Consider the following 12,684-nt stretch of genomic DNA (forward strand, 5'->3'; position numbering starts at 1 on the left):
CGTCGGTGACGTCCCGCGTGAGCCGGTGTCACACATGCGTCGCGAGGAGTTGTTGGCCGAGGTCGCGACGGTCCTGGCGACCAGCAGGGTGTGCGTACTGATGGGAGGGCGTGGGGTCGGGAAGACGCATCTCGCGGCCACCCACGTGCGCGACCAATTGCGCGCGAACGTCCCCCGGGTGGTCTGGGTCGTCGCGGATGACGTCGCTGCCGTGGTCACGTCGCTTGCTGACTTCGCGCGGCAGGCGGGAGTGGTGGGCGAGGTTGTCGACACCGAGCCGGCCGCGCGCACCGCACTCCGCTGGCTTGAGAACGAACCGGAACGGTCCGTGATCGTGTTCGACAATGCGCTCGGTGCCGACGCGATCGCTCGATGGATGCCGCAGCGCGGAAATGTCCACGCGCTCATCACGACAACGAATGAGGAGTTCGCTGTCTTCGGCGTCACGGTGCACGTCGAGGTCTTCACGCCCGTGCAAGCGGTGACCTTCTTGTGCTCGCGGGCGGGCCTCGACGACCCGGGGGCCGCCGCGCTGGTCGCGCGAGAGCTGGGTCAACTGCCGCTCGCACTAGCGCAGGCGGGTGCCGTGATCCGCCGCCACCGGTGGTCGTTCGCCGAGTACCTGGCCGGTTTCCGATCGATGCCACTGAGGTCGCTACTTCCCCGTGTGCCCGGTGACGACTATCCACGCACTCTGGAAGAAGCCACGCTGCTGTCGGTCAACGAGGTTGAGGACAGCGATCCGAACGGGCTGGTCCGCCGTCTGATCGATCTCATGGCCGTGCTGTCGGAGGCGGGAGTTCGTCGTGACCTACTACGCAACCTGCACACCGAGCCGGCGAGCGTCGATGAGGCCTTGGGCGGGCTGGCGAACGCCTCCGTTGTTGGTTTCGACGTCACCGGCACACGGGTGGCGATGCATCGGCTCACCCGCCAGGTGGTACTGGCGCGGGCCCGAGCGGAGGGCCGGATCCGCGACGTGGTCCGGGACGCGCTGACGCTGTTGACCCGTGCCACGGAAGCGCAGCCCGCGTCCGGCGTCGACCTGGTGGACCACATCGCCGAGGTTTGGGCCGAGACGCAAACGGTTCTGATGAGCGACGGCGCGGACGATGAAATGTGCGTTGAGCTGTTACGGCTGCGGCGGTGGAGCGTCGAACGGCTGACCGGCATGGGGGAGTTCAGCCGTGCGGTGGCCATGGGCCTCACGGTGTTCACCGAGCACCGGGCGCTCGCGCCGTCTGACGACGAATCCATCGCCCTGGCCCGACAGGAACTGATGAACGCCTATGTGGCCGCCGACCGTCACAGTGAGGCCATTCCTTACGCTGAGCAGGCCCTGGCGGACCGGATACGCCTGGTCGGCCTCGACCATCAGAGTACGGTAAGTGCCCGCAACCGCCTGGGGTACTGCTGTGAATCCGGGGGTCAACTGGACCGCGCCTTGACCATCCATCGGTACAACCTCGTCGAGAGCATTCGTGTCTGCGGCGAGGACGCGCCGTCCACCATGGGAGCGAGGATCAATCTCGCCAGCACCTACCGCTCGATGGGTGACTTCGTCAAAGCCGTCCCGTTGTTCGAAGAGAACCTCGCGGAGAACCTGAGGGTCTATGGCCCTAACCATGGATCGACGATCAACGCTCGTGGTGAGCTGGCACGCAGCTATGTGCGAACGGGACGGGCCGACGAAGGCGTCCGACTGCATGAGGAGAACGCGACACTCGAGACCGACGAGCAACGGGCCGACATCCGCCTCAGTTGGTGGCCGCAGTACCGCGCGGCCGCGTACTCCGCCGCTGGTCGGCACGATGAGGCGATCGACCAGCTCCGTGCTCTCGTGCAGCATATGGACGATGTTCTACCGCATGACAACCCGCGGGCGATCCGACTCCGCTTGTTCCTGGCACGGGCGCTGCTCGCCGGTCGACGTCACACCGAGGCACTAGCGCTGTTCGAGCGAACGGTCGTGGACCGGGAGCGCGTCCTCGGCATCGATCACCCGTCGTCACTCAACGCCCGGCGCAACCTCGGCCTGGCCCTGGCAATCACCGGGCGGCGTCGGCGGGCCCGTGTGATCCTCAGCGCCGTCGTGTCGGACTACACCCGTGTCCTTGGGCCGGAACATCCCTACACGCGCAACGCTCAAGCGAACATCGCGAGCCTGCCGAAGTCGCGCGGGTTCATTTGGGGCTGACGTTGCCGCGTGTTCCATCGATTCCGAGTAGGCGGGAGTACCGTCGACTGTGGTGGTCCGTAGGCGTAACGGCTGGTGGTCCGCTGCCCAGACCGCTACCTGGGAGGCGATGATGAGCGACTCCGCGACCTTTGGTGCGCGCCTGCGGATGTATCGCGAGCGTGCGGGAAAGACTCGGCCGGTTCTTGGCGGGCTGGTCGGGCGTAGCGCGGAGTGGGTCAAGGCGTTGGAGAATGGCCGGCTACTGCCGCCCCGCCTGCCCATGCTGCTACGGCTGGCCGAGGTGCTCGACATCCCGGATCTTGCGCAGCTGACCGGTGATCAGTCGTTGCCGGTGGCGTCGGTGACCAGGGCGGGGCATTCCGAGGTCGGCAAGGTGGCTGCGGTGATGCAGCGAGCGTCGGTGCCGGTGGGCGCGGTGACGCCGGTTGCCGTGATGCGCGATCTGGTGGATCAGGCGTGGGGGCTGTGGCATCGGTCGACGACCGAGCGTACGGCGGTGGCGGCGGTGCTTCCCGGGTTGCTGACGGACGCGCAGCGGAGTGCCCGGATGCTTGACGGCGGGGACCGTCGCCTGGCGTTGGTGGAGTTGGCGCGGGTGTATCACCTGGTGCAGTTGTATCTGGCGCACCAGCCGTTGCCGGAGCTGGTGTGGCTGGCCGCCGACCGGGCGATGTCGGCGGCCAAGGACGCGGACGACCCGGCGGCGATGGCGGTGGCTGCCTGGTACTACGCGCACGTCTATCGGGGCGCGAATCAGGTGGACGCCGCCGAGCAGGTGCTGGTCGAGGCGGCGGGTCTGGTTGACCCGGCGGCGGGTGGCGAGCAGTTGGCGCGGTGGGGTCAGGTGCAGCTCGGTATCGCGTTGGGCCACAGCAAGGCTGGCCGGGCCGGTCGGGCGTGGCGGGCGTGGGATGCCGCCGACTCGGCCGCGCGCCGGCTCGGTGACGGCTACGTCCATCCGTGGCTGATGTTCGGATCGGCGGCGTGTGCGGCGTACGCGGTCTCCATCGAGACGGACCTGTGCCGCACGGGTGAGGCGGTGCGGCGGGCCGACACCACCGACTATCGGGCGTTGCCCTCGCAGACCCGCCGGGCCGCCGCGCTGATCGATGCCGCTCTGGCGCACATGCTGGACCGGGGGGAGGTGGCGGCGGTGCACCTGCTCGGCCGGGCACTGCGGGAGAGCGTCGACACGGTACGACACAACCCGTACGCCCGCACTGTCGCCCTGGAGCTGTCGAACCGGCCGGGCACGGTCGGTGAGGACGCCCGGGAGTTGGCCCTCGCCATCGGCATGATCGGGTAACCCTCCCTGAGGTACAAACCCTCCCCACCGCAGCCGGTGACCACTCGTAGCGTTCCCGCCACTGGCGGCGGCGAGCCTGTGCCCGCTTGACACCCGATAGAGCCGGACAGAGCCTCGTCGCCGCCCCCTGTTGCGCGATCGAGGGGGCGGGTCTGTGGCGATCTGGTCTGAGCTGTGCGCGTTGATGCGGTGGCTGTTTCGGCGGCCTCAGCCACCGCCACCGCCCGGGACTGGGCAGCGGTACCAGGACGTTGAGCAGGCGGCAGCGCAGCAGCGTCTACTCGACCACGCGAGGGAACTGCGGCTGCGCCAGGGCCATCACGAATCGGCGGACCAGCGCAGAGCACGCCGACCGGAGGGCCTCCGGTGACCCGACGCGTGGTCAGTTCATCCGGCCGGTCAACGGTGGGCAACCGGCGCGTCTCGTACGACGAGTACCTCTCGGCCACCGCGTTGACTTTTGCCCGGCGGCATCGGCCGGTGTGGTCGTGGCAGCTCTGGCGGCGTATCTGCCGCTGCGGAGCCGACCTGCCCTGTCGTGGCCGGCACCGGATTCCGATCAGTCGGGGTCACTGGCCGCAGGTGGGCGAGCAGTGAACAGCGGCCAGGAGCAGCCGATCCTCGCGGTGCACGTCCGGGGGCTCGACGGCATGTGTGTCGGTTGCCGGGCATGGTGGGCACGGCTCACGCCGTACCCGTGCTGGCAGGTGGACTGGGCGACCAACCGGCAGGCACGGGCGATCACGGATCGCTTCCTGGCGGGTGTGCGGTGACCGTGCACGGCCCGGTCATGCCGATCTGGAGCTGCGGTGGCTGCGGCCTGCCCTGGCCCTGCCGGACCCGCAAGCGCGAGCTGCGCGCGGAGTACGCGGATGCGCCAGTGTCGCTGGCCCTCTACCTCGGGTCCTACCTCGTGCAGGCGACCGAGGACATGCCGTGGACACCGGCCGGGGTGCTGCACCGCCGGTTCCTCGGCTGGACCAGGGATGCCGACCTGCCGAATCCAGCAGTACAGCAACAGTGCCGGTCTGCCCGAGCCGAGCCCTAGTCGACCGACGGTCTGTGTGGCCGCCACCTGGCCTGTGCTTGTGTGGCGGTGCCGGCATTGGGAGAATCCCCGGTCGTGTCGGAAGATCATCAGCCGGAATACGGCGAGGACGAGACGGACATCGAAAGCTGCGTCGCCGAATGCCCGATCGACGCGGAGTTGGCCGGTCAGCTCATCGGGCTGTCCGACCTGCCCTGGCACGATCGGGATGTCACCAGCCGGGCGATGCGGAGCCTCGGCTGGTCCACCGCCGGGACGCCGACCGACGAGGCGCGCTTCGTCACCGCGGCCGGCCACGCCGTCTACACCGACTACGGCCTCTACCTACCGTTCGTCCACTACTACCTGGTGGGCGGAGAGCTGTGGCCAGAAGACTTCTGGGGCTCGCAGCCCGGTTGGTCGAGCCAGCTGGGCGCCGGTCGCGAGGACTTCGAGGCGTGCCTCGACGCGGCCATCGACCGGTTCGCCGAACGGCTCGGCCCACCGGAGTGTGACGTCCGGACCGAGGGCAGATACCTCGCCATCGGCAGTTACTCCTGGCGATACGCCGCCTGGCGACGCGGCGGCACCATCCTCGTGGTCGGCCCTGCCCTGGACGGCTACTCCTACGGCCAGGACGAGGAGGCAGTCGTCTACCTCGGAGAGTTCGCGCAGGATCGACCGTTCCCGGCGGCTGCCGACTTCCTCAACCTGCTGCGCAAGTAGGTCGTCGAGGCTGAGGTGACCCGGTGGCGGGATAACCTGACCCGTGGTGTCCCGAATCGGGTGACCGGAGGAGTCGATGCTGGGATGACGGCTGGGCGACCGATCCCGACACAGGACGACGTGCTCGGATACTTCGACACGCTGTCGAACTGGGGACGGTGGGGCGACGACGACGAACGCGGAACGCTGAACCACATCACCGACGACGTCCGGCTGGCGGCGGCGCGGGCCGTACGCCACGGCAGAAGCGTGTCCTGCGCGTGGGAAGTCGCCGTACCGGGCGACATGGACCGGTCGACGACGGTCTGCCCGTGCGCCGCCGACATGCCGGGCGCCGAGAACATGCCGGCGCACTTCCACGCCGACCGGCACTGGGGTTTCTCGTCCGAGCGGCTCGGCATCACGTTCCACGGCAACACCCTCACCCACCTCGACTCGCCGTGCCACATCTTCTGGGACGGCGCCCTGTACAACGGACGACCGCACTCGTCTGTCGACGCCGCGACGGGTTCGGCGTGGGCGGCCGTCACGGCGGCGGCGAACGGGATCGTCACCCGAGGTGTCCTGCTGGACGTGGCGGCGGCCCGCGATGTGCCGTGGCTGACGCCGGGGCAGGGGGTGTTTCCCGACGATCTCGACGAGGCCGAGCGTCGCCAGGGCGTGCGGGTGCGACCCGGCGACGCGGTGCTTCTGCGCACCGGCCACGGCCGCTTCCGGCACGAGAACGGTGCGGCCAGCGGTTTCACCCAGGCGGGCTGGCACGCGTCCTGCCTGCCGTGGCTGCACGAACGCGGCGTCGCGCTGATCGGCGCCGACACCCCTCAGGACGTTCAGCCGTCGGGGTACGACGCCGTGTTGATGCCGGTCCACGCCGTGGGCCTGGTGGCGATGGGCCTGTGGCTGCTCGACAACTGCGACCTGGAGGCGTGCGCGGCCACGGCCACCGAACTCGGCCAGTGGGACTTCCAGCTGGCGGTCGCGCCGGTCCGTTTCGCCGGCACGTCCGGCAGCCCGGTCAACCCGATCGCCACCTTCTGACCCGGCTGGCGGGAGGTCTCCGGTGTCCGGTTCGGCATGATCGCTGAACCGTCCACCGGAGACCTCGCCGATCGCCGACCCGCGACGGTCGGCCGGGCCAGGTCAGCTCAGAAGTTGCCTGCCGAGTTGCACTTCACGCCCTGGTCGAGGCAGTTGCGCACCCGTGCGGCGAGCGCCTCGTCCTTCCACGCGTTGAAGAAGTCCGCGTGCATGGAGAACGACGTGCCGGACGCGAGGGTGATGCCGTCCGTGTTCGCGCTCAACGGGTACGAGATCACGAAGGAGACCGACGGGACGGGCACCGGGTGGCTCTTCGGGCACGCCCCGGTGTGGTCACCGTTGGCCATGTGCGCCTTGTGGTCCGGGCTGTCCAGGTGCTTGCCGTCCCAGCAGTCCGGGAAGGTGACCTGCCGGACGATGTTCGCGGTCTTGGCGCAGACCGGGAACGTCTTGTCGGCGCTGCGGCCGATCTCGCCGCCGATGCCGGCGCACCAGAAGTGGTTGCCCTGCTTGTCCGGGGTGTCGACCTGGTTCTTGGCGTTACCGGTGATCATGCGCAGGCCGAACGGGAAGGGCTGGGTCCTGCTCGGGTCCTTCAGCCGGGAACCGTAGTAGACGGTCACCTCCTTCGGGTCCACGACCTTGCCGTTCTGGTACATCGTCGGCACCCAGTAGGCGGACTGGTCGTCCGGCGAGTTGCAGGTGGTCGCCTTCGCCGCCCGCAGCGACTCGGCGGTCGAGTTGGCGTCGGTCGACTTGTTGCCCCAGAACGTGTGGTTGTGTGAGCCGCCCACCAGCTTGGGCAGCACGATCGGGTCGTCGCTGTTGTGGTGGCTGGTCTTACAGCCGACGTTGAATTCGGGCACCTTCACCGGGTTGCCGGTCACCGGCTTGGGCTTGCGCGCGAAGAACGCCCTCGTCGCGGCGGCCTGCGCGGCGGCGTCGATGGTGATCCAGCCACCGGAGACGGTGGGCGGGGCGGCGCTGGTCGCCGGGGTGGCCGGGGTCGCCGACGTGCCCGGTGCGGACGGGGTGGCCGACGTGCCCGGGGCGCTCGGCGTGGCCGACGGGTCGCCCGGGGTGGTGGCTGTCGGCGCGTCCGGGGCGGACGAGCCGATGCCGGTGTCGCTGGACGGGCCGGACGCGCCCGGTGTGCCCGGCGCCTCCTTGCATCCGCCGGCGAGCGCCATGCTCACCAGCAGCAGGGCCGTGACGGAACGACGGCGTCGAGGGGTGGATCGGAAATCTATCAACGGGGGAGCACCTTTCTTCCGAGAAGAAAGAGTACGAGTCGACCCCCTGATCCTTTCTCGCTGAGACGATTAATTCTGTCTTAAATTGCGCTCAGCGATTGCCTGGTCAGCTTTGCGGAGCCGGCGCGATGACATTTGAATCTCAATTCTTTGCATTCTCGCAAAAAACTGTAATCGGCGACCGCGGTGACACTCTGCTTCCCGCCCGGTCTCCACCCCTCTTGCCCGCGCCGATCCGGGACAGGTCCGCGAGGGTGAAGTCCACCTCGACACCTCCCGTCGGCAGCATGCCACGTCGGCATCACGCTTCGATGCCCCGAGGATCGCGAAAGCGGGGTGCCACCGACGCGTGTCGCGCCGCCCGTTCCCCCCTTCGCGGCGTGATTGTCGAGAAACAGCGCGGGGTGCCGCCGACGCGGCGAGAATTGCGGCCACGGAGAAAACGGAAGCCGGGGGACGGTCGATGGGGTTACGAAGGCGAATGGCGCTCATGGCAGTGACCGTCGCGGCGACGCCCCTGGTCCTCGGTGGGTGTACCACCGAGCGGAGGTCCGCCCAGCGCCCCGTCGAGCGGGTGGTGCCGTCGCCCAAACCGACCCTCACGCCCGCCGAACTGACCCTCACGCCCGCCGACCTGTCCCGCAACGTGCCGCTCAGCGCCGAGGTCGTGCCGCTCGTCGCCGGCGGGAAGATCACCGCCGTGCGCCTCGTGGACGACACGGGCACGCTGGTCGGTCTGGAGCCACGGGAGGACGGTTCGGCCTGGGTGCCGACCGCCCCGTTGCGGCCGCAGCACACCTACACCGCGACCGTGACCGCAGCCGCCGACTCCGGGCTGACCACCACCCGCACCACCACCTTCACCACGTCGGCGACGTCGGCGAAGCCGCAGGTGACCAGCACCCTTTTCTTCGCCGACAAGCAGACCTACGGCACGGCCATGCCGGTGACCATCGGCTTCGATCCGCCCATCGACCGGGCGGCCCGCGCCGACGTGCAGCGTCGGTTGTTCGTCGCGACGAACCCACCCCAGCCGGGTGTCTGGTCCTGGGTGGACGACGGCAGTCAGGTCTACTACCGGGCTCCCGATTTCTGGCGGCCGGGCACCACCATCAGTGTCCGGGCCGGCCTGGAGGGCCTGCCGATCGGCCGGGAGCACATCGGTGACGCCGACCGCACCGCGACCTCCAGGATCGGACGGCAGGTGGCGCTCGTGGTCGACAACGCCACCAAACAGATGCGTGTGCTGCGTGACGGCAAGCTGATCCGCAAGATCCCGGTCAGCCTTGGCAAGCGCAGCACCCCCACGTCCAGCGGCAAAATGGTGATCATGGAGAAGCACCAGCAGACCACGTTCGACACGCGCGGCGAGCCGAACGGCGGGTACGTGGTGAACGTCAAGGACGCACAACGGCTCACCTGGGGCGGCGAGTTCATCCACGGGGCACCCTGGTCGGTGTCGGATCAGGGACACCGCAACGTCTCGCACGGCTGCACGAACATCTCGGCGGCCAACGCCGACTGGCTGATGGGCGTCACCCAGATCGGTGACCTGGTCACCGTCACCGGCACCGAGGTCCGGCTCGAGTCGGGCAACGGCTGGACGCCCTGGAACACCAGTTGGAGTCAGTTCGTCAGGGGCAGCGCACTGCCCGTACCCGCGGATCTTCGACCGGCCCCGGCGTCGGCGCCCCCGGCCCGCAAGGTCGCGGACGGCGGACCGACGCCGGGGCCGTCCGCCGCTGTCGGCTGAACCACCTGACGCTCGGCGGGCGCTCACCGCTTGTCCGGCGGCCCTACGCTCCGGGCCATGACGTACGAGCCGATAATGGTTCCCGGCCCGAGACCCAACCAGGCGCTTCGTACCGTCCTGATCGTCGTCGGCGCCCTGCTGGCGGTGTGCTGCGTGGTTGGCGCCTGCGTCGGCCTCTGGCTCTACCGCTCGGTCAAGGACTCGGTCGAACCGGCCCGGGCGGCCGCGACGGCGTTCCTCGACGACGTGCAGACCGGCAACCACCCGGGCGCGTACGGGCGGCTGTGCGACCGGGTGCGCGACACCATGACGCAGGAGGATTTCGCCCGGGCCCAGGCCGCCCAGTTGAAGATCAGCAGTTACGAGATCACCAACGTGGACGTCAAAAACTACAACGGGCGGCTCACCGCTACCGCCACCGTGGAGGCGGTCCAGGAGACCACCGGCGCGCAGTTCAGCCAGGCGTTGGCGCTGGTCAAGGAGGACGGCGAGTGGCGCGTCTGCCGGTGAGTCACCCGGTGACAGCCTCCTGGCAGGTTTGGGACGCCGTACGCGAGCTACGGTAAAACCTGACGCGCACGTGAGGGACGACGTTGTGTGACTGGCGTCACCAGCCGGGGGAGGGGTCCATGCGGATCGGGGAAGTCGCCACGAAGACCGGGGTGTCGGTACGAGCCCTGCGCTACTACGAGGAGCAGGGCCTGCTGGCTGCCGCCCGAAGCAGTGGCGGGCAGCGCCACTACCCCGACAACGCGATCGACCGGGTGCGCTTGATCCAGATGCTGTACGCCGCCGGCCTGTCCAGCCGAACCATCCTGGACCTGCTGCCCTGCGTCGACGCGAAGGTCAACACACCGCAGTCGCGGGCCCTGCTCCGCGCCGAACGCGACCGCATCGATCGGCAGATCACCCAACTCCGGCAAGCGCGCAAGCGGCTCGACGAGGTCATCGCGGACAGCGAGAGCCCAGCCAACGGATGCACTCATACGGGCACCGACGCTCAGGCGGCCGTGGCGGGTTAGATCATGCCAACTCCGGGATGCCGTAGTGCTGGTCGAGGATCTGCATCGCGGCGCCCGCTGCGATCACGTCCGCGCCGAGACCGGACAGGGCCACCCTCGTGCTGAGCCAGTCCGCGCGCCGCGCGTCGGCCTGCACCGCCTCGGTGACCGCGGAGAGGTAGGTCTGCGGGTGCCGGAGGAGGTCCGCGCCCGCCAGCAACACGTGGGCTAGGTCGAGGGTCTGGAGCAGGTTGACCACTCCCACGGCCAGCACTCGGGCGGCGTGTGCGATGTCGCCGGCCTCGGCGGCGTGCTGGTGCACGATCTCCAGGCACCCGTGACGGCCGCAGACGCAGCGGGGCCCGGTCAGGTCGACGACCGTGTGACCGAACTCGCCGGCGTTGGTGTGCGCCCCACGGTGGGCCGCGCCGCCCAGCCAGAAGCCTCCACCGATGCCGGACTCGACCATGATGAGCGCCGCGTCGCCGAACGTCGCGCCGTGCCGCCAGGCCTCCGCCGTGATCCCCGCGGTGACGTCCTTGTCCAGGTGGACGGGGAGACCCAGGCGTTTCTCGGCGATCTCGCGCAGCGCCACGTCGCGCCAGTGCCGCAGCCCGTGGGCGTCCCGGACCAGGCCGTTGGCGTGGTCGAGTGGGCCGATCATGCCGATGCCCAGCCCGGTGAGCCGGCCCCGCAGGTCGCCGACCCCGACCATCGTGTCGATGCCAGCGGCCAGGGCGTCGAGGAGCTGCTCCGGAGTGAAGTCGCGGGGCAGCGGGCTGACCGCCGAGTGGTGCACGGTGCCGGCCAGGTCCACCAGGACGAGCCGCAGCGTGCGCCGGGCCACGTGCGCGCCGATCGCGTACCGGCTGTCCGGGACGAGTTCGTAGACGACCGCGGGCTTGCCGATGCCGGGACGTCGGACGCCGGCGGGGCGGATCAGACCGTCGGCGGTCAGCCGGGCGATGACCTTGGAAACCGCCTGTGGTGTCAAACCGGTGGCGTCGACGACGGTCGCCCGCTCGAACGTGCGAGCGGTACGCCCCACCGCCATGACCAGTGCCTGATTGTAGCCGCGCAGGAAGGTGACGTCGGCAGTGACGCGAGTCATCTCACCACCCTATTACGCAACGCTGTTGCTAAATTTTTTCGGTGATCGAGTTGAGTAGAGGTCGACGGTTGGCGGCGCTGGCCGCTCTGGCACTGGGCGGCGTCGCGGTCGGCCTGACCGAGTTCGTGGCGATGGGGCTGCTGCCGGACATCGCCCGAGGTCTACTCCCGCACGAGTACGCGCAGTCGTCGTCGGACGCGGTCGCCCGCGCAGGTTGGATGATCACCGCGTACGCGCTCGGCGTGGTCGTCGGCGCCCCGCTGATCGCCGCGTTGAGCGCGCGCCTGCCCCGCAAGAAGCTCGTCCTCGGGCTGCTCGTGCTGTTCGCCGTCGGTACTGTCGCATCCGCCATCGCCCCCACCTTCGACCTGGTGCTGCTGGCCCGGTTCGCGGCGGCGCTGCCGCACGGCGCGTACTTCGGTGCGGCCGGTCTGCTCGCGGCGACCCTGATGGGCCCCGGTAACGAGGCGCGTGGTTTCGCCACCGTGCTCGGCGGTCTGACCGTGAGCAACCTGGTCGGCGTACCCCTCATCACGCGGCTCGGGCAGGCGGCCGGCTGGCGGGTCGCGTACCTGGTCATCGCCGGCTTCTTCCTGCTCACCCTGCTGGCCGTGCTGGCTGTCGTTCCGGAGGTCGCCGCGGCGGTCGACGGCTCGCCGGCCGCCGAGTTGCGGGCGCTGCGGACCTCGCAGGTCTGGCTGGTCGCCGCGACCGGCGCGGTCGGTTTCGCGGGGTTCTTCGCGGTGAACACCTACATCGCGCCGGTCACTACCGACGTCACCGGCCTCTCCGCCGCGACGGTGCCGTGGGCGTTGGTCGCGGTGGGTCTCGGGATGACCGTCGGCAACGCGCTGGGCGGTTGGCTGGCGGACCGCGACCTCCAGCGGAGCATGGTCTTCGGTTTCGTGGCGATGATCGTGAGCATCGCCGTGTTCAGCCTCGTGGCGTCGACCCACGTCGGCCTGTTCGTGGGCGCGTTCCTGGTCGGCGCTACCAGCCTCTATCTCGGTCCGGTCCTACAGGCGCGTCTGATCACCGTCGCCCCGGGCGCGCAACTGATGGGCGCGGCGCTCAACCAGTCGGCCATGAACATCGCGAACAGCCTCGGCGCCGCACTGGGCAGCGTCGCCATCGCCGCCGGCCTCGGTTACCTCGCGCCGGCCCGGGTGGGCGTCGTTCTGGCCGTCGTCGGGTTGATCCTGGGACTGGTCAGCTTCGCCGTCGGGCGACGGCTGCGCGAGCGCGTCCCGGCCAGCGTCTGACCGCGCG

The 12,684-nt window shown here is 69.6% G+C and carries 12 protein-coding genes; 10 read left to right on the forward strand and 2 right to left on the reverse strand.

Translation table 11 applies throughout. The features are described from left to right. Nucleotides 1-34 precede the first annotated feature (34 nt). The 6 genes from fxsT to V6U86_RS21495 all read left to right on the forward strand — a co-directional run bounded on the left by fxsT (nucleotide 35) and on the right by V6U86_RS21495 (nucleotide 6,297). Complete coding sequence (gene fxsT / locus V6U86_RS21470) at nucleotides 35-2,197, forward strand: FxSxx-COOH system tetratricopeptide repeat protein (RefSeq protein WP_334505692.1); 2,163 nt, start codon at nucleotides 35-37, stop codon at nucleotides 2,195-2,197. Nucleotides 2,198-2,306: 109 nt separating this feature from the next. Next, nucleotides 2,307-3,506, forward strand: coding sequence for a helix-turn-helix domain-containing protein (locus tag V6U86_RS21475; RefSeq protein ID WP_334505906.1), 1,200 nt, complete (start codon nucleotides 2,307-2,309; stop codon nucleotides 3,504-3,506). A 389-nt stretch (nucleotides 3,507-3,895) separates the two neighbouring features. Continuing rightward, entirely contained in the window at nucleotides 3,896-4,279 is a 384-nt protein-coding gene (locus V6U86_RS21480) for a hypothetical protein (RefSeq protein WP_334505908.1), read from the forward strand. After that, nucleotides 4,276-4,554 (forward strand): hypothetical protein, encoded by a 279-nt coding sequence (locus tag V6U86_RS21485; protein ID WP_030337657.1) that lies wholly within the window; start codon nucleotides 4,276-4,278, stop codon nucleotides 4,552-4,554. The genes V6U86_RS21480 and V6U86_RS21485 overlap by 4 nt, the downstream gene beginning before the upstream one ends. Nucleotides 4,555-4,629: 75 nt before the next feature. Continuing rightward, nucleotides 4,630-5,259 carry a hypothetical protein gene (locus tag V6U86_RS21490; RefSeq protein WP_334505695.1) on the forward strand — a complete coding sequence of 210 codons (630 nt, stop codon included), beginning with the start codon at nucleotides 4,630-4,632 and terminating at the stop codon, nucleotides 5,257-5,259. Between the two features lie 84 nt (nucleotides 5,260-5,343). Next, entirely contained in the window at nucleotides 5,344-6,297 is a 954-nt protein-coding gene (locus V6U86_RS21495; RefSeq protein ID WP_334505697.1) for a cyclase family protein, read from the forward strand. 107 nt (nucleotides 6,298-6,404) lie between these two features. On the opposite strand, the gene V6U86_RS21500 is transcribed toward V6U86_RS21495, so the two are convergent. Continuing rightward, entirely contained in the window at nucleotides 6,405-7,550 is a 1,146-nt protein-coding gene (locus V6U86_RS21500; RefSeq protein ID WP_334505699.1) for a DUF1996 domain-containing protein, read from the reverse strand. Nucleotides 7,551-8,031: 481 nt separating this feature from the next. Between V6U86_RS21500 and V6U86_RS21505 the strand changes: the two genes are divergently transcribed. The 3 genes from V6U86_RS21505 (at nucleotide 8,032) to V6U86_RS21515 (ending at nucleotide 10,325) form a co-directional block, all read left to right on the forward strand. Continuing rightward, nucleotides 8,032-9,303 carry a L,D-transpeptidase gene (locus V6U86_RS21505; protein WP_334505701.1) on the forward strand — a complete coding sequence of 424 codons (1,272 nt, stop codon included), beginning with the start codon at nucleotides 8,032-8,034 and terminating at the stop codon, nucleotides 9,301-9,303. Nucleotides 9,304-9,360: 57 nt separating this feature from the next. After that, complete coding sequence (locus V6U86_RS21510; RefSeq protein WP_334505703.1) at nucleotides 9,361-9,813, forward strand: Rv0361 family membrane protein; 453 nt, start codon at nucleotides 9,361-9,363, stop codon at nucleotides 9,811-9,813. Between the two features lie 119 nt (nucleotides 9,814-9,932). Further along, the gene (locus tag V6U86_RS21515; protein WP_334505706.1) at nucleotides 9,933-10,325 is read left to right on the forward strand and encodes a MerR family transcriptional regulator; all 393 of its coding nucleotides are present in this window, start codon (nucleotides 9,933-9,935) and stop codon (nucleotides 10,323-10,325) included. A gap of 1 nt (nucleotide 10,326) precedes the next feature. Here the strand turns inward: V6U86_RS21515 and V6U86_RS21520 are convergent, their stop codons facing one another. Beyond that, nucleotides 10,327-11,415, reverse strand: a complete 1,089-nt coding sequence (locus tag V6U86_RS21520) for an ROK family protein (protein WP_334505708.1) — start codon at nucleotides 11,413-11,415, stop codon at nucleotides 10,327-10,329. Nucleotides 11,416-11,456: 41 nt separating this feature from the next. Here V6U86_RS21520 and V6U86_RS21525 point away from each other — a divergent pair, with 41 nt between their 5' ends. Next, the gene (locus V6U86_RS21525; RefSeq protein WP_334505710.1) at nucleotides 11,457-12,677 is read left to right on the forward strand and encodes an MFS transporter; all 1,221 of its coding nucleotides are present in this window, start codon (nucleotides 11,457-11,459) and stop codon (nucleotides 12,675-12,677) included. Nucleotides 12,678-12,684: the final 7 nt, after the last annotated feature.

Origin of the sequence: Micromonospora sp. CPCC 205558 (assembly GCF_036902955.1) — a bacterium.
Classification (GTDB): Bacteria; Actinomycetota; Actinomycetes; order Mycobacteriales; family Micromonosporaceae; genus Micromonospora.